A 23,913-nucleotide genomic window follows, 5' to 3' on the forward strand; every position below is an offset into this window, starting at 1 on the left:
TGTATTTACCCAAGCCCCCTTCTTTATTGGCGTGTCAATGGATATGCGGGTGAATATCCGAAAGGGGGGCGATTAGACTAACTACAAATGCTCCGGGTAGTGGAGGCCATGACCCCGGAACCCCTCAGAGTGGAGCCCTGGGTCAGCGTCCGGGAGGCCTCCCGGTTCATGGCGAAACACCGGGTGGGGAGCCTGGTAGTGGTGGAAGACGGCCAGGTCCTGGGGGTGGTGACCAGCCGCGACCTCCGTGGGGCCCACCCCAACCGCCTGGTGGTGGACGTGCTTAAAGGTCCTCCAGTGACCATCTCCCCGGAAGCGAGCCTCCTGGAAGCCAAGAGCCTGATGGAGGCCAAGGGCCTGGAGCGGCTTTTGGTCATGCAGGACGGAGAGCTTCTCGGAATCCTCACCAAAGGTGCCTTGGCCTTCGCCTTGGGCCAGCACTTTGACCCCCTCACCGGCCTCCCGCGGGCCGACCTTCTGCGCCATCACCTGGAAAACCTCCTGGCCCAGGGGAAGGATCCCACCCTCCTCTTCGTGGACCTGGACGACTTTGGCCGGCTTAACAAGGAAAACGGCCACCCCTTTGGGGACCGGGTCCTAAAGACCTTGGGCCAACGGCTAAAGAGCTTCGCCCAATACCTGGGCGGGGAGGCTTACCGCTACGGGGGGGATGAGTTCGCCTTGGTCTTTCCCCACCCCAGACAAGCCCTCCTTCCTGCCCTTCCCAGCCTCCTTAGGCCCCTTGAGGTGGAGGGGAAAAGGGTGGACTTCTCCGTGGGCGTGGCCGGGGGAAGGCGGCGGCCAGGACGGATGCCGGCCAACCCCTCGGCCACGGCCGACGACCTTCTAAAGCTCGCCAGCCTGGCCTCTACCCACGCCAAGCGTCAAGGCTCAGGCTGGGCCCCGGCGGAGGCCCTCAAGGCGGAGGAAGGGGCTCCAGAAGGAGTGTCCTCCCCAAAGGAGCCCCAAAGCGCAGGGAAAGGTAATCGCCGCGCCGCCAGAGGGCGAGGAGGTCGGCGTAGTGGGGGGAGAGGAAGTGGCCCGACTGACCCATAGGGTGGACGAAGAGGGAGGCCTCCATGTCCGAAAGGTCCACGATCTGGCGGTAGCTCGGCCCGTGGTCCATGCGCAAGGTGGCGGGGTCAAAGGGGCCCACGTTCACCGTGTACCGGTCCCCGCCGAAGGCCACCTCCCGGTCGGAAAGGCGCTTTAGGGGCGTGTGGGTGAGGACGGGGTGAGCGAAGCGGGCCCGGTGGACCTCCCCCCAGGCCTTAGCCCCCAGGGCCTCCTTGCGGTCCAGGGCTTTTTCCAGGGCGAGGGCGGCGTAGTCCAGGCAGGACTCCTGGTACTCGGTCTCCGGCTGGTCGCAGTTTTTGTCCCCCTCCTCGAGGGCCTTTAGGAGGTAGCGGGGCTCGTCCCAGTAGGCCTCCCCCACCTCCTTCTCGGGAAGCCGGGTGAACTCGGTGTACCAGAGGGCGAAGACCAAGGCTTCCTCGGAGGCCTTGTCCATGGTGCCGTCCCAGGAAAGAAGGCGCCCCTTCCAGGCCTGGCCCCTCTCGGAAAGAGGGGTGAGGAGCTCCAAAACCGGGCGGAAGTCCCGGTAGAGGAGGCTTTTTTGGTCCTGCTGGATGGCCTTCATGTCCTCGAGGGAAAGCTTCTCCTTGGCGAGAAGGAGTTCCTCTATGCGCTTCGCCCGGTAGGGCTCGGCCCAGTCGTAGGTGAGGGCGTAGGGGAAGCCCTTGGGGGTCACCTTGTGGTTGGCGGTGACCACGTAGCCCTTCGGGGGGTTTAGGACCTGGGGCCACTCCTCGGGCCTCCGGTAGCCCAGCCAGTCCCACTCCCCGTTCCCCGGCACGGGCACCATCCCCGTGTGCCCCTCCTTGCGGATGGGGAACTTCCCGGGGGCGATGTAGCCGATGTTGCCGTCTATGTCGGCGTAGACGAAGTTCTGGCTGGGGGCGGAGTAGACCTCCAGGGCCCTTTGAAACTCCTCCCAGTTCCCCGCCCGGTTCACCCCCAAAAAGGCCATGAGGATGTGGTCCTCCGGGTCCAGGCTCACCCAGCGGAGGGCCATGGGGGTCTTGGGGGGGTCTTGCAGGGCGTCGGTGATCACGGGCCCGTAGACCGTCTCCCGCACCCGCAAGACCTCTTCCCTTCCCCCCTTGATGCGGATCCTTTCCTCCCGCACCCGGTAGGGGACCACCTGGCCCCTATAGCGGTAGCCCCGGCCCCCCACCTCCTCCAGGAGGTAGAGGTCCTGGACGTCCGCCCCCACGTTGGTCACCCCCCAGGCGATGCGGTGGTTGCGGCCGATGACGATCCCCGGCACCCCGGGGAGGCTAGCCCCAATGGCCTTAAGCCCCGGGGCCTCGAGGGCCATCAAAAACCAGAGGGAGGGGGCCTGAAGCCCCAGGTGGGGGTCGTCCGCCAGGAAGGGCTTCCCCGTGGTGGTGCGGCTTCCCGAGACCACCCAGTTGTTGCTGGCCTCCAGAAAACGGGGCGGGGCCATGCGGAGGAGGGCCGAAGGGGCCTCCTCCCGCTTCAGGGGAAGCCTCAGGTCCTCGGCGGAAAGCACCGTGGGGGCGTCCTCGGGGTAGGGGGGGAGGAGTTCCATGAGCCTTTCCGGGCTTATCCCCCGGGCCAAAAGGCGGTGGCGCAAAAGCTCCTCCTCCCAGTTTCCGGAAAGATCGTAACTCAACATCTTAGCCCAGACCAGGACGTCGGGGCCCGTCCAGGGCTCGGGGCGGAAACCCAGGAGCCTGAACTCGGGCGGCAGGGGGCTTCCTCTTTCCAAGAAGGCGTTCACCCCGGCGGCGTAGGCGTCCACCGCCTCCTTCTCCTCCGGGAAAAGCCTCTGGTAGGCTTCCTGGGCCGCCCAGTAGAAGCCCCAGGTGCGCAAGAAGCGGTCCTGGGAAAGCGTGGCCTCCCCCAAAACCTCGCTTAAGCGCCCCTGGCCCACCCTCCTTTGGAACTCCATCTGCCAAAGCCTTTCCTGGGCGTGGACGAAGCCCTGAGCGAAGAAGAGGTCCTTTAAGCTTTGGGCCCGGATCCGGACCACGCCCCAGCGGTCCCGCACCACCTCCACCGGGGCGGAAAGCCCCTTCAGGGCGATGCGGCCTTCCCCTTGGGGCAAGGAGGACCTGAGGTAGAGGTACCCCGAGAAGCCAAGCGCCAAGGCGAGGAGCAGAAAGAGGCCCAAAAGCCAGGCCAGAACCCTTAAAAAGCGCTTCATGGTTGCCAAGGAGCATACCATAACCCCATGGACCTCTTGCGCGCCTCCCTAAGCGGGGTGTTCCTGGGGCTTCTTTTCCACCGCCTGGGGCTTCCCGGCGGGGCCGTGGTGGGGGCCATGCTGGGCACGGGCTTAGCCCAGGTCCTCACCCCGCCCGCCCCCATCCCCAAGGGGCTAGACCTCCTGGTGCAGCTTCTCGCCGGGGTTTTGGTGGGGCTTTCCTTCCGGAAGGAGCTCCTCTCCCCCAAGCTCCTCCCCTACGCCCTCTTGGCCGCCCTCGCCTTCCTCGCCCTCACCCTCCTCCTCGCCTTCCTCCTCGCCAAGCCCCTGGGCCAGCCTCCGCAAGCCCTCCTCTTCGCCCTGGCCCCCGGGGGGATCACGGGCATGGGGCCCTTGAGCCAGGCCGAGGGGGGAAACCCCGCCCTGGTGGGGGTCTTCCACACGGTGCGGGTCCTCGCCCTCTTCCTCCTCGTCCCCCTCCTCTCCCGGCTTATCCGGTAAAGTGAGGCCATGCGGCTAGAGTTCCTGGAAAACGGTCCCATCCGGGTGGAGGGGAAGCGCTTCGTGGTGCGCCTGGGGGAAAAGGAAGAGGTCCTGGAGCGGCCCCGGGTCTTCCTCTGCCGCTGCGGGGGCTCGCAGAACAAGCCCTTCTGCGACGGTACCCACAAGCGGATCGGCTTCCAGGCCCCAGGCGGGGTTTTGGAAGTGGAAGGCGACTGACCCGCTGGTCAATCCCGGCCAAAAGGGGTAGACTCTGGGGGCCATGGGCGAGATGCGCTACCGCAAGCTGGGCAAGTGGGGCCTTAAGGTCTCGGAGATCTCCTTGGGGGCCTGGGTCACCTTCGGGGACGTGGTCAAGGACAAGGAGACGGTCCGGGAGATCGTCAAGATCGCCTATGAAGGTGGGGTCAACTTCTTTGACAACGCCGACGTCTACGCCAAGGGCCTCGCCGAGGAGATCATGGGGGAGGTCCTCAAGGAGTTCCCTCGGCACACCCTGGTCCTCTCCACCAAGGCCTACTGGCCCATGTCCGAGGACCCGAACGACCGGGGCCTAAGCCGCAAGCACCTTCTGGAAAGCATCACCAAAAGCCTGAAGCGGCTTCAGACCGACTACGTGGACATCTTCTTCGCCCACCGCTACGACCCCGAGGTCCCCATGGAGGAGATCGTCCACGCCATGCACACCATCGTGGAAAAGGGCTACGCCCTCTACTGGGGCACCTCGGAGTGGCCCGCCGCCCGGATCGCCGAGGCGGTGACCTTCGCCAAGGAAAACGGCCTCCACCCCCCCATCGTGGAGCAGCCCCAGTACTCCATGCTCTACCGGGAGCGGGTGGAAAACGAGATCCTCCCCGAGGCGGAGCGCTTCGGGATGGGCCTGGTGGTGTGGAGCCCCTTGGCCCAAGGGATGCTCACGGGCAAGTACGATGCGGGCATCCCCGAGGAAAGCCGCTTCGCCCGCTACGAGCGGTTCCGGGAGCGCTACCTCACCGAGGAGAACCGCCAGAAGGTGCTAAAGCTCAAGGCGGTGGCCGACGAGCTCGGCCTCACCCGCACCCAGCTCGCCCTGGCCTGGGTCTTAAGGCTTCCCGGGATCTCTAGCGCCATCACCGGGGCCACCCGCCCCGAGCAGATCAAGGAGAGCCTGGGGGCAGCCGGGGTGGACCTGCCCAAGGAGGCCCTGGAGAAGATTGAGGCCATCCTCAAGGGCGAGGCCTGAAGCGGGAAGGGGAAAGGGGCTAGGCTCCCCGGCCTAACCCTCTATTTTTAGGCCATGCAGGGCTTCGCCGCCTTCCGCCTCCTCTGGCTGGGCCAGGCCCTGGCCCTCGTGGGCCGGGAGATGACCTGGTTCGCCCTCACCCTCTACGCCTACGAGAAAACGGGTCTCGCCACCACGCTTTCCCTCCTGAGCTTCTTCCACTTCCTCCCCCTCATCCTCCTCTCCCCCCTGGCGGGGGCTTTGGTGGACCGCTACCCCAGGAAGTGGGCCATGCTGGTGGCGGACGGGGGCGGAGGGGTGGCCACGGGGGCGCTCCTCCTTCTCTTCCTCACGGGGCGCCTCGAGGCCTACCACCTCTACCTGGTCTCCGCCTTCACCGGGGCCCTCTCTAGCTTGCACTGGCCCGCCCTCTCCGCCGCCCTTTCCGCCCTCCTGGAGAAGAAGGACTACGCCCGGGCGAGCGGCATGATGAGCCTGGCCGAGTCCTTGGCGGGGATGGGGGCCCCCGTCCTCGCCGCCGTCCTCCTGGGCCCTTTGGGCCTTGGGGGCATCTTCGCTTTGGACCTCCTGGGGACGCTGGTGGCGGTGGCCACCCTCCTTCGGGTGCCCATCCCCCATACCCCGGCTCCAGTCCAGAAACGAACCCCCCTCTTGGAGGAGGCCCTCTTCGGCTTCCGCTTCATCCTGCAAAGGCCGCCCCTTCTAGGCCTTCAGCTCCTCTTCTTCGGCGTCAACTTCCTCACCACCCTGGCGGCCACGGTCCTCCCCGCCATGGTCCTGGCTAAGACGGGGCTTTCCGAGGCGGCCTTGGCCCTGGTGCGCTCGGCCTCAGGGCTTGGGGGGGTGGCGGGGGGGCTTCTCCTTTCGGTTTGGGGCGGCCCCAGGAAGCGGGTCCACGGGGTCTTCCTGGGCATGGCCTTTTCTAGCCTGGCCCTGGCCCTCATGGGCGTGGTGGAAGGGCCCTCCCTCTGGGCCGCCCTGGCCTTCCTGGAGGTCTTCTTCATCCCCATCCTGAACGGGTCCAACCAGGCCATCTGGCAGGCCAAGGTCCCCTTGGAGGTCCAGGGCAAGGTCTTCGCCGCAAGGCGCATGATCGCCTGGTTCGCCAACCCCTTAGGGATGCTCCTTTCCGGCCCCCTGGCGGACGGGGTCTTCGCCCCCCGTTTCGGCCAGGGGGAGGGGATCGCCCTCATGCTCCTCCTCTTCGGGAGCCTGGGCGTCTTCTGGGGGCTTTCCGGCTACCTCTTCCCCCAGGTGCGGGAGGTGGAAACCCTTCTCCCCGACGCCAAGGGCTAAACTCTATCCCATGGAAAAGCTGGAAGCCCTCAAAAGCCTCCTCCCAGGGAAGGTGGAGACCTCCCCCGCCGAGCGGCGCCGCCACGGCAAGGACGAGGGCTACCCCGAGGAGGGGGAGGTCTTGGCGGTGGTCTACCCGGAAAGCGTGGAGGACGTGCAAAAGGCCCTCCTTTGGGCAGGGGAAACGGGGGTGGCGGTGATCCCCTTCGGGGCGGGGACGAGCCTCGAGGGGGCCCTTCTCCCCTTGGGGGAGGCCATCAGCCTGGACTTAAGCCGGATGAACCGGCTCCTCGAGGTCCGCCCCCAGGACTTCCTTTGCGTGGTGGAACCGGGCCTCACCCGGAAAGCCCTCAACGAGGCCCTGAAGGGCACGGGCCTCTTCTTCCCCGTGGACCCAGGGGCGGACGCCTCTTTGGGGGGGATGGCGGCCACCAACGCCAGCGGCACCACCACGGTGCGCTACGGGGGAATGCGGGCAAACGTCCTCGCCCTCCAGGTGGTCCTGGCAAGTGGCGAGGTCCTGGAGCTGGGCCGGGGGGTGCGCAAGACCTCGGCGGGCTACGACCTCAAGGACCTCTTCATCGGAAGCGAGGGGACCTTGGGGGTCATCACCCGCCTCACCCTCAAGCTCCACCCCCTCCCCGAGCACGTCCACACCCTAAGGGTCTTCTTCCCCGGGGTGGAGGAGGCGGCGGAGGCGAGCTATAGGGTCATGGCCACAGGGCTTCCCGTGGCCAGGCTAGAGCTATTGGACGAGCTCGCCATGCGGGCGCTAAACCAATACCTGGGCGCAAGCTTCCCCGAGCGGCCCGCCCTCTTCCTGGAGTTCCACGCCTCCACCAAGGAGGCCCTTCAGGCGGAAAGCGCCTTGGCCCTGGAGCTCATGCGGGAGGCGGGGGCCCTCGAGGTAGAGGCGGCCAAGACTGAGGAAGAGCGCAAGCGGCAATGGGAGGCGCGGCACCAGGCCTACTGGGCCTTGGTCCACCTCTTCCCCGGCCACCGCTTCCTGATCACGGACACCGCCGTCCCCCTCTCCCGGCTTCCCGAGATGGTGCGCTTCGCCCAAGGCCTTCTCCTGGAAATGGGCCTCACCGGGAACATCCTGGGCCACGTGGGGGACGGGAACTTCCACACCCTGGTCCCCGTCCTCCCCGAGGACTACCCCAAGGCCGAGGTCTACGCGGAAAGGCTTGTCCAAAAGGCCCTGGCCCTTGGGGGCACCTGCACCGCGGAGCACGGGGTGGGGCTCAGGAAGAGGAAATACCTCCCCCTGGAGCACGGCCCCGCCCTGGAGTGGATGCGAAGGCTCAAGGCCCTTTTGGACCCCCAAGGGATCCTAAACCCGGGGAAGGTGGTGTAGTACCCTGGTCCTGTGAGGCTAGAGAGTCCACGGCACACGGAGCGCTTCGGCGTGGTCAAGCTCCACGAGGTCCAGAAGGTGCTGGAGCTGGACTCCGGCCGCGTTCGGGACAGGGAGCAAGGCGCCGTCCGCCAGTTCGGGGACGAGGAGATCCGCGAGGCCCTGGAGCGGATGGCGGTGGTCATCCCCACCAAGAACGAAAGGCTCAAGCTCTTTGAGGGCGTCCTTTCCGGGGTGCCCCACGAGGCCCTGGTGATCGTGGTCTCCAACAGCAGCCCGGAGCGCTTCCAGATGGAGCGGGACCTCCTCGAGGACTTCTGCCGCCTCACCGAGCGGCAGGCCCTCATCCTGCACCAGAAGGACCCCATCCTGGCCGAAGCCCTGCGCAAGGCCGGCTACACCGAGGTCCTGGGGGAGGACGGCCTGGTGCGGAGCGGCAAGGCGGAGGGCATGGTCCTGGGGCTCCTCTTCTCCCGCCTTTCCGGCAAGAACTACACCGGCTTCATTGACGCCGACAACTACTTCCCCGGGGCGGTCTGGGAGTACGTGCGGGTCTACGCCGCGGGCTTCCTCATGGCCAAAAGCCCCTACGCCATGGTCCGGATCCTTTGGCGCTACAAGCCCAAGGTGGACCTGGAGACGGAGGGCCTGGTCTTCAAAAAGTGGGGGAGGGTTTCCGAGCGGAACAACCGGGCCCTCAACGCCCTGATCTCCGCCAACACCAGCTTTGAAACCGACGTGATCAAGACCGCAAACGCCGGGGAGCACGCCTTAAGCTTTGACCTGGCGGCCCTCCTCCCCCTGGCCTCAGGGTATGCGGTGGAGCCCCAGGAGCTGGTCTCCATCCTGGAGATGTTCGGCGGGATCCTGCCCGTGCCCTACCCGGAGGTCCTGGAACATGGGGTGGAGGTTTTCCAGGTGGAGACCCGCAACCCCCATTTCCACGAGAACAAGGGGGAGGAGCACGTGGCGGAGATGTTGAAAACCTGTCTCTCCACCGTCTACCACTCCCGCCTGGCGGACGAGGAGACCAAGAACCTGGTCCTGGAGGAGCTCCGCCGGGCGGGGGCCCTGGGCGAGGGAGAGGTGCCCCCACCCCCCAGGCTCCTGCCCCCCGTGGGCACCGCCGACCTGGACGCCCTGCGCAAGGCCCTTAAAGGCCACGGGAGCCGCTACGTGGTCTACTGATGGCCTACGTTCTCTTCACCGACCTGGACGGGACCCTCCTGGACCTCCACACGGGGGAGGCGGGGCCCGCGGCCGAGGCCCTTAGGGCCCTCAAGGAAAGGGGGATCCCCGTGGTCTTCGCCTCGGCCAAGACCCGGGCGGAGCAGGAGGTCCTGCGAGGGGCCTTGGGCGTGGAAGACCCCTTCATCGTGGAAAACGGCGGGGCCATCTTTCTCCCCGAGGGCTACTTTCCCCAAAAGCCCGAAGGGGCGAAAGTGCGGGAGGGCTACTGGGTTTTGGAGCTCGGCCTCCCCTACGGGGAGATCCGAAGGCGCCTCAAACAGGCGGAGGCCCGGCTGGGGTCTCCCCTTGTGGGCTACGGGGACCTGAGCGCTGAGGAGGTAGCCCGGCGCACGGGGCTTGGCCTCGAGGCCGCCCGGTGGGCCAAGGCCCGGGAGTACGACGAGACCCTCTTCCTGGAAGAACCCGTGGAAGAGGCCCTTAAGGCCCTGGAGGCGGAGGGCCTCCGCTGGAGCCACGGCGGGCGCTTCTACCACGCCCACGGCCCTAACGACAAGGGCCAGGCGGTGCGGCTCCTCAAGGAGCTTTACCAGAGGTTCTGGGGGCCGGTGGTGGCGGTGGGCCTCGGGGACAGCGCCAACGACCGGCCCCTCCTTGAGGCGGTGGACCTGGCCGCCCTGGTGGAGCGGCCCGAAGGGGGCTGGCACCCTTTGGACCTGCCGGGGCTATGGCGGGTGCCGGGCGTGGGGCCCGAAGGCTTCGCCCGCGCCGCAAGCGCCCTCCTGGAAGGAAGGTGGGGAGAGGTCCGGTAAGCTTTGCTCGTGGCCTTGAGCTGGCGCAGGCTCTTCCTCCTAAGCCTCCTGGTGGGGTTGCTCTCAGGATTCGCCGGGGTGGGGTTCCACTTCCTGGTGGAGGGCGTGGAAACGAGGGTCCTGGAAAGGCTCGCCCCGGGCCCCGGGGAAGGGGGCCTAGGCGCTTGGCTTCTCCCCCAGGTGGCCCGGCTTCTGGCCACGGGCCGCCCCGTGCCCTTGGACGAGGGGGGAAACACCTTCCTGGTACGCCTCACCCTGCCCAAGGACCACCCCTGGGTGGGCCACACCCTGGCCGAGCTCCGCCTTCCCCCAGGGGTCCTGGTGGCCTCGGTGCTCCGCCAGGGGACGACCCTGGTGCCCCGGGGAGAAACCCGCCTCAGGGCTCAGGACCAGGTGGTGCTCCTGGGTACCCCGGAAGGGCTCAAGGAAGCGGCTGACCTTCCCCTGAAATTCTCCACCTAAGCTCCTCCTCGAGGTAAGCTCCTCCTCGAGGGAGGAGAAGCCCATGAAACGACGGGATCTCTTGAAAGGAAGCCTGCTGGCAGGCACCCTGGCCCTTCTCCCCAAGGCCCAGGCCCAGGGCGCCCCGCAAAACCGCCCTGGCCTGGGGAGGCGTTACCGGAACCTGATCGTCTTCGTCTACGATGGCTTCTCCTGGGAGGACTACGCCATCGCCCAGGCCTACGCCCGGCGCCGGCAGGGGCGGACCCTGGCCCTGGAAAGGCTTCTCGCCCGCTACCCCACGGGCCTGGTGAACACCTATAGCCTCACCAGCTACGTCACCGAGTCCAGCGCCGCCGCCAACGCCATGTCCTGCGGGGTGAAAACGGTGAACGGCGGCCTGGCCATCCACGTGGACGGCACCCCTTTGAAGCCCTTCTTCGCCGCCGCCAAGGAGGCGGGCAAGGCGGTGGGCCTGGTGACCACCACCACCGTCACCAACGCCACTCCGGCGGGCTTCGTGGTCTCCAACCCCGACCGCAACGCCGAGGAAAGGATCGCCGAGCAGTACCTGGAGTTTGGGGCCGAGGTCTACCTGGGGGGCGGGGACTGCTTCTTCAGCCCGGAAAGACGATCGGACAAAAAGGACCTCTACGCCGCCTTTGCCCAGGCGGGCTACGCCGTGGTGCGGACCCCCCAGGACCTCGCCCAAACCAACGCCGATAAGCTCCTCGGGGTTTTCAGCGAAAGCCACATCCCCTACGAGATAGACCGGCGCTTCCAAGGGCTAAGGGTCCCAAGCCTCAAGGAGATGGTCCAGGCGGCCCTGCCCCGGCTGGCCTCCTACCGGCAGGGCTTCGCCCTCCAGGTGGAGGCGGGGCGGATTGACCACGCCAACCACCTAAACGACGCCGGGGCCACCCTTTGGGACGTGCTGGCCGCAGACGAGGCCCTGGAGCTCCTCATGGCCTTTGTGGACCAGCACCCCGACACCCTCCTCATCGTGGTCTCCGACCACGCCACCGGGACCGGGGGGCTTTACGGGGCCGGGCAGAGCTACCTGGAGAGCTCCCTGGGGATTGACCTTTTGGAGGGCCAGAAGGCCAGCTTTGAGCACATGCTCCGCCTCCTGGGCTCCTCCCCGGACCCGGCCCAGGTGAAGGAGGCCTACCGGGCGCTGAAGGGGGTGGGCCTCGAGGACGGGGAGGCGGAGCGGGTGGTCCGGGCCATCCGGGAAAAGGTCTACTGGCCCGAGGGGGTGCGCCACGGCGTCCAGCCCGCCAACACCCTGGCCTGGGCCATGGCGCAACGGAACCCCGAAAGGCCCGACCGCCCCAACATCGGCTTCGCCTCCGGCCAGCACACGGCAAGCCCTGTGATGCTGGCCCTCTACGGCCAGGGCCTAGGCTTCCAGAACCTGGGGCTTCTGGACAACACCCAGGTCTTCCACCTCATGGGCCAGGCCCTGGGGATCCGCTACCAAAACCCCGCCATGAGCGAGGAGGAGGCCCTGGAGATCCTCAAGGCCCGCCCCCAGGCCCAAGGCCTCCGCCACCCTGAGGACACCCTGGCCTAACCCCAAACCCTTTCCCCGCCCCGCCCCCTAGGGGGCGGGGTTTTTGCGAAGGATTATCGTTCTCAATACTCTTAAAATCCGACCGGAATACTTGACTTTTTCTCCCTCCCCGCCTAGCCTTGACCCCTAGGAGGTGCGCCGGTGTTCGTGGTGATGAACCGCATCCCCGTAAAACCCGAGTACGCCGAGCGGTTTGAGGAGGTTTTCCGCACGCGGGCCCGCCTGGTGGACCGGATGCCGGGGTTCATCCGCAACCTGGTCCTGAGGCCTAAAAACCCCGAGGACCCCTACATCGTCCTCACCTTCTGGGAGAGCGAGGAGGCCTTCCGGGCCTGGACGGAAAGCCCCGCCTTCAAGGAAGGCCACGCCCGTAGCGGCACCCTGCCCAAGGAGGCCTTCCGGGGACCCAATCGGCTGGAGACCTTCCAGGTGGTGTTGGACTCGGAGGTGGAAGGTGATTGAAGCTCCCCCTGCCTGGGTCCTCCTCAAGTGGGCCCGGGAGCGGGTCTACACCCTCCCCGAGGACTTCCCTGGCTTCTGGGCCCGGCTCAACGTCCACCTGGACGGGGTCTGGTACGTGGGGGAGGTGGAGGCGGAGGGCTTTACCCCCAGGGTGCACCTCCCCCAAGGGGTCCAGGACCTGGCGCAAAAGGAGCTCGTCTCCCTTCTCGGCCACCGCCGGCCCGTGCCCTTCGCCGAGGGGGAGGGCCGCTACCCCATGCGCCTCTTCGCCGAGGGGCCCTTGGGCACGGGGATCGCCCTGGAAGACCCCTTCCGGTCCCGGATCTGGGTGAAGGAAGGGAGGCTTTGCCTCATTGAGCGCCACCTCCCCCAGGGGTCCTTCCGCATCCACCTGGAAAGCTGGAAGGAGGTAGGGGAAAAACTCCTCCCCCACCGCTTCCTCCTGGTCCAGCGGGACCCCCAAGGCCGCCTCCTCAAGGTGGAAAGGTTCCGGGACGAGTACGCCCCCTTCGGCCCCTACTGGCTTCCCGTGGAACGGGAGGTGGTGGCGGAGGGGGAGGGGCTTGGGGTTTTGGTCCTGCGGCTTGAGGACCTGGAGGTGAAGGCATGAGAAAGGGCATCGCCTGGCTTTGCTTGATCGGCCTGGCCCTGGCCCAGCCCTTCCGGGTGGTGGACGCCACGGGCAAGGCGGTGGAGGTGCGCTCCATAGAGCGCATCGTGAGCCTGGACGGGATCACCACCGAGATCCTCTTCGCCCTGGGGGTGGGGGAGAAGGTGGTGGGGCGGGACGACTCCAGCTACTACCCGCCCCAGGTCCAAAAGCTTCCCAGTGTGGGCTACCAGTTCCGGCTTTCCGCCGAGGGGATCCTCTCCCTTAAGCCCACCCTGGTGATCGGCCGGGAGGACGTGCGGCCCAAGGAGGTGGTGGAGCAACTCAAGGGGGTAGGGGTCACGGTGGTCCTGGTCCCCGCCGAGCCCAGCGTGGAAGGGGCTAAGGGGAAGATCCGCACCATCGCCCAGGCGGTGGGGCAGGCGGCCCGGGGGGAGACCTTGGTAAGGGCCCTGGAGCGGGACCTCCTGCTCCTTCGGGCCTTCCAGGCCCAGCACGCCCCCAAGGGGAAGCTCAAGGGGCTTTTCCTCTACCTGCGGGGCCCCGGGACCACCTTTGTCTGCGGGGAGGGGAGCACCCCGGTGGGGATGATGGAACTCGCGGGCCTGGAAAACGCCGCCAAGGGGATAAGGGAGTGCCAGCCCATGACCGCGGAAAGCGTGGTGGCGGCGAGGCCTGATGTGATCGTGGTCTTCAGCAAGGGGCTTCAGAGCGTGGGGGGCCTCGAGGGGCTCTTGCGGCTTCCCGGCATCGCCCAAACCCCCGCAGGAAGGAATCGGAAGGTGGTGGCCATGGACGACCTCTACCTGGGAAGCTTCGGCCCCCGGGCGGGAAGGGCGGCTTTGGACCTCTTCCGGGCCGCCTACCTCCTGGAGGGCTTCGTGGAGGTGAACCCGTGAGGAACCCCCTTTTCCTCCGCGCCTTCCTAAAGGCCGTTCTCCTGCTCCTCCTTTTGGGAAAGCCGGTCCCCGAAAGCCCGGAAGCGGCCTTCCGGGAGGGGGTATGGTAGGCACCTTCCCCTTCCGCCGCTACCGCCAGGCCCTTTTGGGCCTTACCCTCCTTCTGCCCTTCGCCCTCCTCCTGGGGGCGGGGATCGGGGCCTACCCCATCCCCCCCTGGGCCATCCCGGAGATCCTCCTAAAGGGCGAGGGGGTGGAGTACCAGGTCCTCACCGCCCTCCGCTTCCCCCGGGTCCTGGGGGCGGGGTTGGTGGGGGGGCTTCTGGCCTTGGCGGGGGCGGTGCTCCAGGGGCTTTTCCGGAACCCCCTGGTGGACCCCGGACTCATCGGGGTCTCCTCGGGGGCGGCCTTGGGGGCGGCCCTCTTCATCGTCCTGGTCCCGGGGGCGGGGGTTTTAGAGACCTACGCCCTCCCCCTCTTCGCCTTCCTGGGGGGGCTTTTGGCCACCCTTCTCCTTTGGCGGCTCGCCCAGACCCCCTTAGGCGTCCAGGTCACCGTGTTGCTCTTGGCGGGCATCGCCCTAAACGCCCTGGTGGGGGCGGGGATCGGCCTCCTCACCTTCTTGGCCACGGAGGAGGAGCTCAGGAGCCTCACCTTCTGGATGCTGGGAGGGTTTTCCGCCCTCACCTGGAGGCTCCTTTTGGCCGGGCTTCCCCTGGCCCTTTTGGCCCTGGCGCTCCTTTTGCCCTTGGCCCGGGGGCTTAACGCCCTTGCCCTGGGGGAGCGGGAGGCCTTCCACCTTGGGGTGGACCTGGAGCGCCTAAAGGGGCGGGCGGTGGCGGGGGCCGCCGTGGGGGTGGGGGAGGCGGTGGCCTACGGCGCCCTCTTGGGGCTTTTGGGCCTCGTGGCCCCCCACCTCTTCCGCCTCCTGGCGGGCCCCGACCACCGCTACCTCCTGCCCGGGGCCTTTTTCCTAGGGGGGAGCCTGGCGGTCCTCGCCGACCTCCTCGCCCGCACCCTGGCGGCCCCGGCGGAGATCCCCGTGGGGGTGGTGACGGCCCTTTTGGGGGGGCCCTTCTTCCTCTACCTGGTCCTGAAGCACAAGCGGGAGGTGTACCGTGCTTAAGGCCAAGAACCTGGGCTACCGTGCGGGAAGCCGCTGGCTTTTAAAGGGCGTGGACCTCGCTTTGCGGGAAGGGGAGTTTTTAGCGGTCCTGGGCCCTAACGGGAGCGGCAAGACCACCCTCTTAAGGCTCCTCGCCGGGGAGCTTCGGCCCACGGAAGGGGAGGTCTTCTTCCTGGAAAAGCCCCTCGCCACCTACGGGCCTAAGGAACTGGCCCGCAAGCGGGCGGTCCTCTCCCAAAGCCGGGAGATGGCCTTTCCCTACACCGCCTACGAGGTGGCCTTCCTGGGAAGGCTTCCCCACCTCCAGGGCCGGGAAACCCCCCTGGATCACCAGAAGACCCTGAAGGCCCTGGAGAGGGTGCGGGGCCTTCCCCTTAAGGAAAGGCTTTTTACAAGCCTCTCGGGGGGCGAGGCCATGCGGGTGGAGGCGGCCCGGCTCCTCAACCAGGAGGCCCGGCTCTTCCTCCTGGACGAGCCCACCAACCACCTGGACCCTAGGTACGCCCTCGAGCTCCTCTGCCTCTTCCGGGCCCTGGCCTACGAGGGCAAGGGGGTGGTGGCCGTGCTCCACGACCTGAACCTGGCGGGCCTCTTCGCCGACCGGGTGCTCCTTTTGAAGGAGGGGCGGGCCATGGCCTACGGCCCCCCCCAAAGCCTCCTCCACCCCGACCTCCTGGAGGAGGTCTACGGGGTGCCCTTCCGCCGCCTAGGCGACCCCAAAGGCCCCGCCTTCCTCGTCCCCGTGCCCCAGGAGGTGGCCCGTGGATGACCACCAGGAGGTGGTGGCCCGGCTCTCGGAGGCCCGCTACCTCGCCCGCTGCCCCTGCCAGGGGGGGACCTACCACCTCCACTGGGACGCCGCCACCTTCCGCCTCACCCCCGAGGGGCTCGGCTTTCTGGCCCAGGTGCTGGAGGACCTCCTGGCCCAGGGGGAGGAGGGGGTGGTGTGGCTCGGCGCGGTGGGGCTCAGGTTCCGGAAGGGGGAAGGATGGGCGCTCCTCTGGCTTTTGCGGCAGGGGACCCTTCTCCCAAAAAAGGCCCTGGAAGGAAGCTTCCGGCACGTGAACTAGGAGGAAAGATGCGTAGGCATGTAGGCGCCTTCCTGCTTTTCGGCGTGTTCCTAGGCTCCTTGGCCCTGGCCCAAGATTGCCCCGGGGGGCGGGTCCCCCACGACCTGGGGGAACTCTGCCTGCCCCAGGTCCCCAAGCGGGTGGCGGCCCTGGACTGGCGGCCCTTGGAGGACCTCCTCCTCTTGGGGGTGAGGCCCGTGGCCGGGGCGGACCTGAAGGACTTCCCCCGCTGGGTGGCCCTGGCCCTTCCCCCGGGGATCCAAGACCTCGGGGGGCGCACGGGGCCTAACCTCGAGGTCCTGGCCGCCCTGAAGCCCGACCTGATCCTGGGCTACACCGGCTTCCAGGGAAGGCTTTACCCCGAGCTCGCCCGGATCGCCCCCACGGCCCTTTACGATTACCTGCCCCCGGAAGGACAGCTTGCCGCCATGCGGCGCCACTTCCTCCTCCACGCCCGGCTTGTGGGCAAGGAGGAGGAAGGCAAGGCGGTCCTGGCCTCCTTAGACCGCTTCCTGGCGCAAAAGGCCGAGGCCCTAAAGGCGCGGGGCCTTGCGGGAAGGCCCTTCCTTTTGGTCCAGGCCTGGGCCCGGGAGAAGGTCTACAACGTCTTCACCCGCTCCACCTTGGCCTCGGAGTTTTTGGAAAGCCTCGGCCTGAAGAACGCCTGGAGGGGGAAGACCGAGGCCTTCGGCCTTTCCCGGGTGGGCCCCGAGGGGCTTGTGCGCCTGGTGCGGGAAAACCCCGGGGTCTTCGTCTTCCTCATCGCCCAGCCCGAGAACAACCCCTTCCGGGATCCCGCCGTGGGCCCCCTCCTGCGCCTGGCCCGGGCCCAAGTCCTTCCCCTCGCCCCCACCACCTGGACCTACGGCGGCCCCCACTCGGCCCGGGTCCTGGTGGAAGCGGTAACCCACGCCTTGGGAGGTACGCGATGAGAAGGATCGGTATCGGTTTGGTGGTGTTGGGTGTGGCCCTAGGCCAAGGCTTCAAGGCGGACCTCGAGGCCACGGTAGAACCCCTCCTCCTGGAGTTCGCCCGCGCCACCTAGCGCCTGGCCCAGGCGGCGGAGGCCTACGCCGAAGCCCCCACCCCCGAGGGGCTCAACCGGCTTAGGGTCCTCTGGGGCCTCGCCCGAGCGCCCTGGGAGGAGCTGGAGGCCTTCGCCTTCGGCCCCGTGGGGGAGTTTGATCCTTACCTGGACACCTGGCCCGTAAGCCCCGAGGACCTCAAGAGGACCCTGGGAAGCCCGGTGGAAAACCTCCCCCCCGAGGCGCGGGGCTTCCACGCCCTGGAGTACCTCCTCTTCCAGGAGCCCGCACGAAGCCCTGAGGCGGCCCGCCACCTCTTCCACCTCGCCCAGGACCTGGCGGAGAAGACCCGGGGCCTCGGGGAGGCCTACCGGGGCTACCTGAGAGAAACCCCCGAGGAGGACCTAAAGATGGAGCTCTACGCCGCCAGCCTAGAGCTCGCCGAGGAACTTTTCGCCGAGAAGCTCCAAAACCCGGAAAGCCCCTACGCCAAGTTCTCCGTCCATGACTACCGGGCGAACGCCTCTGGCCTTCTTAAAGCCCTGGACCTCCTTCCCCTCCCGGGAAGGGTCTGGGCCCTCGCCCTGGACCTCCAAGGGGCCATGGCCGCCCTGCCAAGCCCCCTGGAAACCGCCTGGGACCGCCCGGAGGTGGCCCTGGCCATCGCCCGGGCCAAGGACCTTTACGAGACCCTGGCCCAGGCCCCCGTGGGGTCCCCCCTGGCGCGGGCCCTGCTTTGGCTCCGCACCTTCCGGGAGGAGTACCTGGGGGAAGGGGAGGTGGACGAGGGGCTTTTCGCCCTGGAGGGGCTAAGGGCGGCCCTCGCCGGCACCCCCCAGGAGGCGGAGGCCCTTAGGCTCCTGGAAGCGCTAGAGGCCAAGGTCCAGGCCCAGGCGCCCACCCCCGAGGCGGAACCTTTGCTTAAGGCCCTGGAGGAACTCCTGCGGTAGGATGCGAAGGCTCCTTTTAGGGCTTCTTCCCCTCCTCCTCGGGGCCCTTCCCGCCCGCTATCTGGTCCAAGACGCCTCCTCCAGGGCCTTCGGCCACCCCCTTCCCGGCCTCTCCCCGGAGGCCCTGGAGGCCTTCCGCCTGGGGGACCAGGCCTTCAACCGGGTCTTCGTGCGGGAGGACGGGCTTGGCCCCCGCTTCGTCCACCAGTCCTGCGCGGGCTGCCACGTGGGGGACGGGCGGGGAAGGCCCCTCTTCGCCCAAAGAAGCGAGGCCCTGGTGCGCACCCGGGCCCAGGACGGCAAAACCCCCCACCCCCTCTTCGGCCTCCAGCTCCAGGACCACGCCCTGCCCGGGTACGCCCCCGAGGGCCGGGTGGAACTCCGGTGGGAAGCGGTGGAGGGCCGCTACCCCGACGGCACCCCCTACCGCCTAAGGCGCCCCCGCCTGAGGGTCCTGGACCCCGAGGGCCGGCCCGTTCCCGGGGCCTATAGCCTCCGCATCGCCCCGCCCGTCTTCGGGACCGGCCTTTTGGAAAAGGTCCTCGAGGCGGCCATCCTGGCCCTAGAAGACCCCCAGGACCAGGACGGGGACGGGATCTCGGGAAGGGCGGCCCGCCTGGAAGGGGGCCTCGGCCGCTTCGGCTGGAAGGCGAGCGTGGAAAGCCTTTTGGTCCAAACCGCCCTCGCCTACCGGGAGGACATGGGGCTTTCCACCCCCCTCTTCCCCGAAGGCGGGGCCGAGGTGGGGGAGGAGGAGCTTAAGCGGGTGGTCTTCTACCTGGAGAACCTGGCGGTGCCCGCCTTTAGGCACCTCCCCGAGGATCTCCGGGGGAAAAGGCTTTTCCGGGAGGTGGGGTGCGCAAGCTGCCACGTGGAGCGCCTCGCGGGGCTTCCCGCCTACACCGACCTCCTCCTCCACGACCTGGGGGAGGGCCTCGCCGACGGGGTGGCGGAAGGGGCGGCCTCCCCCTCGGAGTGGCGCACCCCGCCCCTTTGGGGGATCGGCCTCACCCGGAAGGTCTTAGGGGAGGAGGTCTACCTCCACGACGGGCGGGCGAGAAGCCTCGAGGAGGCCATCCTCTGGCACGGGGGAGAGGCCGAGGAAGCCAAGCGCCGCTTCATGGCCCTCCCCAAGGAGGACCGGGAGGCCCTCCTCCGCTTCCTCCAGGGGCTATAGTAGACCCATGGTCCAGATGCGCCGCTACCGCCTGAAGGAAGGGGCCAAGGAGGCCTTTCAGAAGGTCTTCCTGGAGACCGTCGTCCCCTTGCGGAAGGCCCTGGGGTTTGAGGTGCTTGGGGCTTACTGGCTTTCCGAGCGGGACTTCCTCTGGTTCGTGGCCCACGAGAACTTTGAGGAGGCGGAGAAAGCCTACTACGCCCACCCGGAAAGGCAGAAGGCGAACCCTAGTGCCTTCCTGGAGGAGGTGGAGGCCCGCTTCGTGGAACGCCTGCTGTAGTCCAGACCACGCCCCAAGAGGCCCCAGGGCGTAGGCTTAGGGGGATGGAGGTTTTTCACCTGGTTTTGCGCAACCTCCTGGCCCGTCCCGTGCGGAGCCTCCTCACCCTCCTCGGGGTCCTCATCGCCACCGCCAGCATGGTCCTCTTCCTCTCTTTCGGGGAGGGCCTTAGGCGGGCCCTTTTCCAGGAGCTCTCCCGGGTAGGCCCCGCCATCCAGGTGGTGCCGGAAGGGGCGGAAGGGTTCGCCTTTAGCGCCTACCCGGAGATCACCCCGGAAGCCCTTCGGGCCTTGGAGGAAGCGGGCAAGGCCCTGGGGGTTAAGGCCCTCATCCCCACCCTCCTCCTGGCCCGGGGAGGCTTTGACCCAAAGACGGGCTTCTTCTTCCAAGGGCTTCCTCCCGGCGTGAGCCCGAGCCTCCTCTACCCCGGGCTAAGGGTTCGGGAAAGCCGCCTCCTGCCCTCGGCCCAAGGGGCCGTGGCGGGGGCCAAAATCGCCCAGCGGGGCGGGCTTACCCTGGGAAGCCCCTTGCGCCTTTCCCCCAAGGTGGCGCTCAAGGTGGAGGGGATCCTGGAGGAAAGCGGGGGCCTGGCGGACAACCTCCTCTTCGCCCCCCTTCCCGCCCTCCAGGCGGTGCTGGGCACAAAGAACGTGGGCGCCGTCCTGGTGGCCTTAAGGCCCGGGCAGAAGGCGGAGGAGGTGGCCCGGGCCCTGGAAGGGGCCGTCCCCGGCCTAAAGGCCCAGACCACCGGGGAGGTGATGCGCTTCGCCGAGCGCGCCCTAAGGATCAGCGACCTGGTGCGCTTCGGCATCAGCCTGGTGGCCCTGGTGGTGGGGGGGCTTCTCGTGGCCAACACGGTGATGATGTCGGTGTACGAGCGCACCCGGGAGTTTGGGGTCATGCGGGCCCTGGGGGCGAGAAGGGGCTTCATCTTCCGCCTGGTGGTGCTGGAGGCCCTTTTCCTGGCCCTTTTAGGGGGGGTGGGGGGGCTTCTTTTGGGAAGCCTGGCCTCGGCGGCCATCAACCTTTACACCCTGAAGGAGGTGGGCCTCGCCCTTTCCGCCATCACCCCAAGGCTTGCCCTCTTCGCCTTAGGGGTGGCCTTGGGCCTAGGGATCCTGGCCGGGCTTTTCCCCGCCCAGCAGGCAAGCCGCCTCCCGGTGGTGGAGGCCTTGGGGAGGGTCTAGGTGCTGAGGGCGGAGAACCTCACCAAGCGCTACCGGCAAGGGGATAAGGAAGTGGTGGCCCTCCTCGGCTTCACCCACGCCTTCCCCCAAGGGGCCACGGCGGTGGTGGGGCCCTCGGGAAGCGGCAAGACCACCCTCTTAAACCTCCTTGCGGGCCTGGACCTGCCCACGGAAGGCGGGGTCTACCTGGGGGAGATCCCCCTCCACCGCCTTTCCGAGGACGAGCGGGCCGGGGTGCGCCTCAGGCACATGGGGTTTGTCTTCCAGCAGTGGAACCTCATCCCCACCCTCACCGCCTGGGAGAACGTGGCCTTCCCCCTCCTCCTTGCGGGCTGGCCTTTGGGGAAAAGGCGGGCCCGGGCCCTGGAGCTACTGGAGGGGGTGGGGCTTTTAAAGCGGGCCCACCACCTGCCAAGCCGCCTCTCAGGGGGGGAGCAACAACGGGTGGCCCTGGCCCGGGCCCTGGCTCTGGACCCCCCCATCCTCTTCGCCGACGAGCCCACGGGCAACCTGGACGCCGAGGCCAAGGAGCAGGTGGCCGCCCTTCTCTTTAAGGCGGGGAAGGAGCGCACCCTCATCCTGGTCACCCACGACCTGGAGCTCGCCCGGAGGGCGGAGCGGATCCTCCACCTGAAGGGGGGGAGGCTCCTGTGGGAAGAGGTACCTAGCCCAAACCCCTAAAAGGGACACTTGGCCCACGGCCCCTGTGGCAAAATACCCCCCATGGGCAAGCGAATGGTGGTGGTCGGGGGGGTGGCGGGCGGGGCCTCCGCCGCCGCCAAGGCCAAGCGGGAAAACCCGGAGCTGGAGGTGGTGGTCTACGAGAAGTCACCCCACGTCTCCTACGGGGCCTGCGGCCTTCCCTACGTGCTTTCCGGGGAGATCCCGAGCCTTACGAAGCTCATCGCCCGCACCCCCGAGGCGTTCCGGAAGCAAGGGGTGCTGGTCCACACCCGCCACGAGGTGGTGGAGATAGACCCCGAAAGCCGCACCCTCACGGTCTTTGACCATGGGGAGGGGCGCACCTTCCAGGACCGGTACGATCACCTGGTCCTGGCCACCGGGGCGAGGCCCCAGATCCCTCCCATCCCGGGGACGGAGCAGGAAGGGGTCTACACCCTGAGGACCTTGGAGGACGGGGAGAGGCTCCTCCAGGCCCTGGAAGGGGCGAAAAGGGCGGCCATCCTGGGGGCGGGGTACATCGGCCTCGAGGTCGCCGAGGCCTTCCGCAAGCGGGGCCTGGAGGTGACCCTCCTGGAGGCCAAGGACCGCCCCCTCCCCCACTGGGACGAGGAGGTGGGAGGGCTCCTCAAGGAGGAGCTGGAGCGCCACGGGGTGGAGGTCTGGACCGGGGTGAAGGTGGAAGCCTTTCGGGGGATGGGCCGGGTGGAGGCGGTGGAGACCTCGGAAGGCGTGGTGCCCGCGGATTTGGTCCTTTTGGCCACGGGGATCCGGCCCAACACCGGGCTCGCCCAGGCCATGGGGGTGGCCTTAGGCCCCACGGGGGCCATCGCCACCGACGAGAGGATGCGCACCAACCTGGAAGGGGTCTACGCCGCCGGGGACGTGGCGGAAAGCTTCCACCGGGTGCTCAAGCGCCCCTACTGGCTCCCCTTGGGGGACGTGGCCAACAAGCACGGGCGCACGGCGGGAAGCGTCATCGCCGGCAAGGAGGCCCGCTTCGGGGGCGTGGTGGGCACCGCCATCTTCAAGGCCTTTGGCCTGGCCGTAGCCACCACGGGGCTTCCCCTGGAAAGGGCCCTAAAGGAGGGGTACCGGGCCAAAAAGGTCTTCATCCAAAGCCAAGACGGGGCCCACTACTACCCGGGAAGCGCCCCCCTTTGGGTGGAGCTGGTCTACGAGGAGGGGACGGGGAGGCTCTTAGGGGGCGCGGTGGTGGCCCACGGCCACGGGGCCTTGCGCATAGACACCCTGGCCGCCCTCCTCCACCGGGAGGGGACCCTGGAGGACCTTCTGGCCCTGGATCTGGCCTACGCCCCGCCCTATAGCCCCGTCTGGGACCCCCTCCTCATCGCCGCCCAGCAGGCCCGCTAGTGGTGTAGTTTTCCTGCGAACACACCGCCCGGGTGTGTGTAGCTTTAAGGCTTACACGGGTTCCGGGAAGGGCCTCCGCCGCCAGACTGGACCTAGGAGGTGAAGCCGTGGAGCTTTTGACCCCCGAGATGCGGCAAGAGGCCGAGGCGTTGCGCAAGGAGTGGGAGACCAACCCCCGCTGGAAAGGGGTTCGGCGGGACTACCGCCCCGAGGACGTGGTGCGCCTAAGGCCCAGCGTCCAGGTGGAGTACACCCTGGCCAAGCGAGGGGCGGAGAGGCTCTGGAAACTCCTCCACGAGCGCCCCTACGTCCACACCTTCGGGGCCTACACCGGGGCCATGGCGGTGGAGATGGTGCGGGCGGGCCTCGAGGCCATCTACCTCTCCGGCTGGCAGGTGGCCGCCGACGCCAACCTGGCCTGGCAGACCTACCCCGACCAGTCCCTCTACCCCTACAACTCCGTGCCCCAGATCGTGAAGCGCATCAACAACGCCCTCATGCGGGCCGACCAGGTGGAGCGGATTGAGGGCAAGGTGACCCGGGACTGGTACGTGCCCATCGTGGCCGACGCCGAGGCGGGCTTTGGCGGGGCCCTCAACGTCTTTGAGCTCACCAAGGCCATGATTGAGGCGGGGGCCGCCGGGATCCACTACGAGGATCAGCTGGCCAGCGAGAAGAAGTGCGGCCACCTGGGAGGCAAGGTCCTGGTGCCCACATCCCAGCACATCCGCACCCTCCAGGCCGCCCGCCTGGCGGCGGACGTCATGGGGGTGCCCACGGTGATCATCGCCCGCACCGACGCCGAGGCCGCCACCCTCATCACCAGCGACATTGACGAGCGGGACAAGCCCTTCATCCTCTCCGACGAGCGCACCCCCGAGGGCTTCTACCGCTTCAAGAACGGCCTCGAGGCCTGCATCGCCCGGGCCCTGGCCTACGCCCCCTACGCCGACGTCATCTGGATGGAGACCTCCAAGCCCGACCTCGAGGAGGCCCGGAAGTTCGCCGAGGCGGTGAAGAAGGAGTTCCCCGACAAGCTCCTCGCCTACAACCTCTCCCCCTCCTTCAACTGGAAGAAGTTCCTGGACGACGAGACCATCGCCAAGTTCAACCGGGAGCTGGGGGCGATGGGCTACAAGTTCCAGTTCATTACCCTGGCGGGCTGGCACACCCTCAACTACTACATCTGGGAGCTGGCCAAGGGCTACAAGGAGCAGGGCATGCCCGCCTTCGTGGCCCTGCAGGAGAAGGAGTTCGCCGCCCAGAAGGAGGGCTTCACCGCCGTCAAGCACCAGCGGGAGGTAGGGGCCGGCTACTTTGACGAGGTGGTCCTGGCCCTGACCCAGGGAGAGGCCTCCACCCTGGCCCTCAAGGGCTCCACCGAGGAGGCCCAGTTCAGCGAGCCCGTGCACTAAGGGCTTTTCCCCCTCGGGCCCCCGCTAGC

Annotated in this window: 24 protein-coding genes and 1 pseudogene; 24 read left to right on the top strand and 1 reads right to left on the bottom strand. The window is 67.8% G+C overall.

The genetic code is table 11. The annotated features are described in order from the left end of the window. Positions 1-108: 108 nt before the first annotated feature. A pseudogene (locus tag IEX93_RS07855) lies at positions 109-879 on the top strand (GGDEF domain-containing protein); the annotation flags it as partial. Positions 880-916: 37 nt separating this feature from the next. Here IEX93_RS07855 and IEX93_RS11560 read toward each other — a convergent pair. Further along, a complete protein-coding gene (locus tag IEX93_RS11560) occupies positions 917-3,232 on the bottom strand; it encodes a penicillin acylase family protein (RefSeq protein WP_229906131.1) in 2,316 nt (771 codons plus the stop codon). 27 nt (positions 3,233-3,259) lie between these two features. Here IEX93_RS11560 and IEX93_RS07860 point away from each other — a divergent pair, with 27 nt between their 5' ends. The 23 genes from IEX93_RS07860 to aceA all read left to right on the top strand — a co-directional run bounded on the left by IEX93_RS07860 (position 3,260) and on the right by aceA (position 23,884). After that, on the top strand, positions 3,260-3,733 hold the full coding sequence (locus tag IEX93_RS07860) for an AbrB family transcriptional regulator (protein WP_188847663.1): 474 nt from the start codon (positions 3,260-3,262) through the stop codon (positions 3,731-3,733). A gap of 9 nt (positions 3,734-3,742) precedes the next feature. Beyond that, a complete protein-coding gene (locus tag IEX93_RS07865) occupies positions 3,743-3,952 on the top strand; it encodes a CDGSH iron-sulfur domain-containing protein (RefSeq protein ID WP_188847664.1) in 210 nt (69 codons plus the stop codon). A gap of 43 nt (positions 3,953-3,995) precedes the next feature. Beyond that, complete coding sequence (locus IEX93_RS07870; RefSeq protein ID WP_188847665.1) at positions 3,996-4,955, top strand: aldo/keto reductase family protein; 960 nt, start codon at positions 3,996-3,998, stop codon at positions 4,953-4,955. Positions 4,956-5,009: 54 nt separating this feature from the next. Then, positions 5,010-6,251 carry an MFS transporter gene (locus IEX93_RS07875; RefSeq protein WP_188847666.1) on the top strand — a complete coding sequence of 414 codons (1,242 nt, stop codon included), beginning with the start codon at positions 5,010-5,012 and terminating at the stop codon, positions 6,249-6,251. A 10-nt stretch (positions 6,252-6,261) separates the two neighbouring features. Beyond that, positions 6,262-7,611 (top strand): FAD-binding oxidoreductase, encoded by a 1,350-nt coding sequence (locus IEX93_RS07880; RefSeq protein ID WP_188847667.1) that lies wholly within the window; start codon positions 6,262-6,264, stop codon positions 7,609-7,611. Positions 7,612-7,623: 12 nt separating this feature from the next. Further along, complete coding sequence (mpgS, locus tag IEX93_RS07885; protein ID WP_188847668.1) at positions 7,624-8,799, top strand: mannosyl-3-phosphoglycerate synthase; 1,176 nt, start codon at positions 7,624-7,626, stop codon at positions 8,797-8,799. After that, the gene (gene mpgP / locus IEX93_RS07890) at positions 8,799-9,611 is read left to right on the top strand and encodes a mannosyl-3-phosphoglycerate phosphatase (protein ID WP_188847669.1); all 813 of its coding nucleotides are present in this window, start codon (positions 8,799-8,801) and stop codon (positions 9,609-9,611) included. Before mpgS ends, mpgP begins: the two co-directional genes overlap by 1 nt. Positions 9,612-9,620: 9 nt before the next feature. Next, a complete protein-coding gene (locus IEX93_RS07895) occupies positions 9,621-10,073 on the top strand; it encodes a TrkA C-terminal domain-containing protein (RefSeq protein ID WP_188847670.1) in 453 nt (150 codons plus the stop codon). Between the two features lie 43 nt (positions 10,074-10,116). Further along, entirely contained in the window at positions 10,117-11,628 is a 1,512-nt protein-coding gene (locus IEX93_RS07900; protein ID WP_188847671.1) for an alkaline phosphatase, read from the top strand. A gap of 141 nt (positions 11,629-11,769) precedes the next feature. Further along, complete coding sequence (locus IEX93_RS07905; RefSeq protein WP_188847672.1) at positions 11,770-12,090, top strand: antibiotic biosynthesis monooxygenase family protein; 321 nt, start codon at positions 11,770-11,772, stop codon at positions 12,088-12,090. Next, positions 12,083-12,700: a DUF3386 family protein gene (locus IEX93_RS07910; RefSeq protein ID WP_188847673.1), complete on the top strand. Its 618-nt coding sequence runs from the start codon at positions 12,083-12,085 to the stop codon at positions 12,698-12,700. Before IEX93_RS07905 ends, IEX93_RS07910 begins: the two co-directional genes overlap by 8 nt. Continuing rightward, on the top strand, positions 12,697-13,599 hold the full coding sequence (locus IEX93_RS07915) for a heme/hemin ABC transporter substrate-binding protein (protein ID WP_188847674.1): 903 nt from the start codon (positions 12,697-12,699) through the stop codon (positions 13,597-13,599). The genes IEX93_RS07910 and IEX93_RS07915 overlap by 4 nt, the downstream gene beginning before the upstream one ends. A 103-nt stretch (positions 13,600-13,702) precedes the next feature. Continuing rightward, positions 13,703-14,725, top strand: a complete 1,023-nt coding sequence (locus IEX93_RS07920) for a FecCD family ABC transporter permease (RefSeq protein WP_188847675.1) — start codon at positions 13,703-13,705, stop codon at positions 14,723-14,725. Then, the gene (locus IEX93_RS07925; protein WP_188847676.1) at positions 14,718-15,494 is read left to right on the top strand and encodes an ABC transporter ATP-binding protein; all 777 of its coding nucleotides are present in this window, start codon (positions 14,718-14,720) and stop codon (positions 15,492-15,494) included. The genes IEX93_RS07920 and IEX93_RS07925 overlap by 8 nt, the downstream gene beginning before the upstream one ends. Next, positions 15,487-15,795: a hypothetical protein gene (locus IEX93_RS07930; protein WP_188847677.1), complete on the top strand. Its 309-nt coding sequence runs from the start codon at positions 15,487-15,489 to the stop codon at positions 15,793-15,795. The genes IEX93_RS07925 and IEX93_RS07930 overlap by 8 nt, the downstream gene beginning before the upstream one ends. Positions 15,796-15,803: 8 nt before the next feature. Continuing rightward, complete coding sequence (locus IEX93_RS07935; protein ID WP_188847678.1) at positions 15,804-16,727, top strand: ABC transporter substrate-binding protein; 924 nt, start codon at positions 15,804-15,806, stop codon at positions 16,725-16,727. A gap of 116 nt (positions 16,728-16,843) precedes the next feature. After that, positions 16,844-17,770, top strand: a complete 927-nt coding sequence (locus IEX93_RS07940; RefSeq protein ID WP_188847703.1) for an imelysin family protein — start codon at positions 16,844-16,846, stop codon at positions 17,768-17,770. A 1-nt stretch (position 17,771) separates the two neighbouring features. Further along, entirely contained in the window at positions 17,772-18,947 is a 1,176-nt protein-coding gene (locus IEX93_RS07945) for a di-heme oxidoredictase family protein (protein WP_188847679.1), read from the top strand. Positions 18,948-18,954: 7 nt separating this feature from the next. After that, positions 18,955-19,227, top strand: a complete 273-nt coding sequence (locus IEX93_RS07950) for an NIPSNAP family protein (RefSeq protein WP_188847680.1) — start codon at positions 18,955-18,957, stop codon at positions 19,225-19,227. Positions 19,228-19,271: 44 nt separating this feature from the next. Then, positions 19,272-20,414 carry an ABC transporter permease gene (locus IEX93_RS07955; RefSeq protein ID WP_188847681.1) on the top strand — a complete coding sequence of 381 codons (1,143 nt, stop codon included), beginning with the start codon at positions 19,272-19,274 and terminating at the stop codon, positions 20,412-20,414. Then, positions 20,415-21,095, top strand: a complete 681-nt coding sequence (locus IEX93_RS07960; RefSeq protein WP_188847682.1) for an ABC transporter ATP-binding protein — start codon at positions 20,415-20,417, stop codon at positions 21,093-21,095. It abuts the gene before it with no gap. Positions 21,096-21,137: 42 nt separating this feature from the next. Beyond that, the gene (locus tag IEX93_RS07965; protein ID WP_188847683.1) at positions 21,138-22,469 is read left to right on the top strand and encodes an FAD-dependent oxidoreductase; all 1,332 of its coding nucleotides are present in this window, start codon (positions 21,138-21,140) and stop codon (positions 22,467-22,469) included. A gap of 107 nt (positions 22,470-22,576) precedes the next feature. Next, complete coding sequence (gene aceA / locus IEX93_RS07970; RefSeq protein WP_188847684.1) at positions 22,577-23,884, top strand: isocitrate lyase; 1,308 nt, start codon at positions 22,577-22,579, stop codon at positions 23,882-23,884. The last annotated feature ends 29 nt before the right edge of the window (positions 23,885-23,913 follow it).

Origin of the sequence: Thermus composti (assembly GCF_014647535.1) — a bacterium.
GTDB lineage: Bacteria > Deinococcota > Deinococci > Deinococcales > Thermaceae > Thermus > Thermus composti.

What these genes read in the sequence shown, in the direction of transcription:
- IEX93_RS11560 (WP_229906131.1), bottom strand. Translation starts at nt 3,232, where the DNA reads ATGAAGCGCTTTTTAAGGGTTCTGGCCTGGCTTTTGGGCCTCTTTCTG.
- IEX93_RS07860 (WP_188847663.1), top strand. Translation starts at nt 3,260, where the DNA reads ATGGACCTCTTGCGCGCCTCCCTAAGCGGGGTGTTCCTGGGGCTTCTT.
- IEX93_RS07865 (WP_188847664.1), top strand. Translation starts at nt 3,743, where the DNA reads ATGCGGCTAGAGTTCCTGGAAAACGGTCCCATCCGGGTGGAGGGGAAG.
- IEX93_RS07870 (WP_188847665.1), top strand. Translation starts at nt 3,996, where the DNA reads ATGGGCGAGATGCGCTACCGCAAGCTGGGCAAGTGGGGCCTTAAGGTC.
- IEX93_RS07875 (WP_188847666.1), top strand. Translation starts at nt 5,010, where the DNA reads ATGCAGGGCTTCGCCGCCTTCCGCCTCCTCTGGCTGGGCCAGGCCCTG.
- IEX93_RS07880 (WP_188847667.1), top strand. Translation starts at nt 6,262, where the DNA reads ATGGAAAAGCTGGAAGCCCTCAAAAGCCTCCTCCCAGGGAAGGTGGAG.
- mpgP (WP_188847669.1), top strand. Translation starts at nt 8,799, where the DNA reads ATGGCCTACGTTCTCTTCACCGACCTGGACGGGACCCTCCTGGACCTC.
- IEX93_RS07900 (WP_188847671.1), top strand. Translation starts at nt 10,117, where the DNA reads ATGAAACGACGGGATCTCTTGAAAGGAAGCCTGCTGGCAGGCACCCTG.
- IEX93_RS07915 (WP_188847674.1), top strand. Translation starts at nt 12,697, where the DNA reads ATGAGAAAGGGCATCGCCTGGCTTTGCTTGATCGGCCTGGCCCTGGCC.
- IEX93_RS07920 (WP_188847675.1), top strand. Translation starts at nt 13,703, where the DNA reads ATGGTAGGCACCTTCCCCTTCCGCCGCTACCGCCAGGCCCTTTTGGGC.
- IEX93_RS07935 (WP_188847678.1), top strand. Translation starts at nt 15,804, where the DNA reads ATGCGTAGGCATGTAGGCGCCTTCCTGCTTTTCGGCGTGTTCCTAGGC.
- IEX93_RS07945 (WP_188847679.1), top strand. Translation starts at nt 17,772, where the DNA reads ATGCGAAGGCTCCTTTTAGGGCTTCTTCCCCTCCTCCTCGGGGCCCTT.
- IEX93_RS07950 (WP_188847680.1), top strand. Translation starts at nt 18,955, where the DNA reads ATGGTCCAGATGCGCCGCTACCGCCTGAAGGAAGGGGCCAAGGAGGCC.
- IEX93_RS07955 (WP_188847681.1), top strand. Translation starts at nt 19,272, where the DNA reads ATGGAGGTTTTTCACCTGGTTTTGCGCAACCTCCTGGCCCGTCCCGTG.
- IEX93_RS07965 (WP_188847683.1), top strand. Translation starts at nt 21,138, where the DNA reads ATGGGCAAGCGAATGGTGGTGGTCGGGGGGGTGGCGGGCGGGGCCTCC.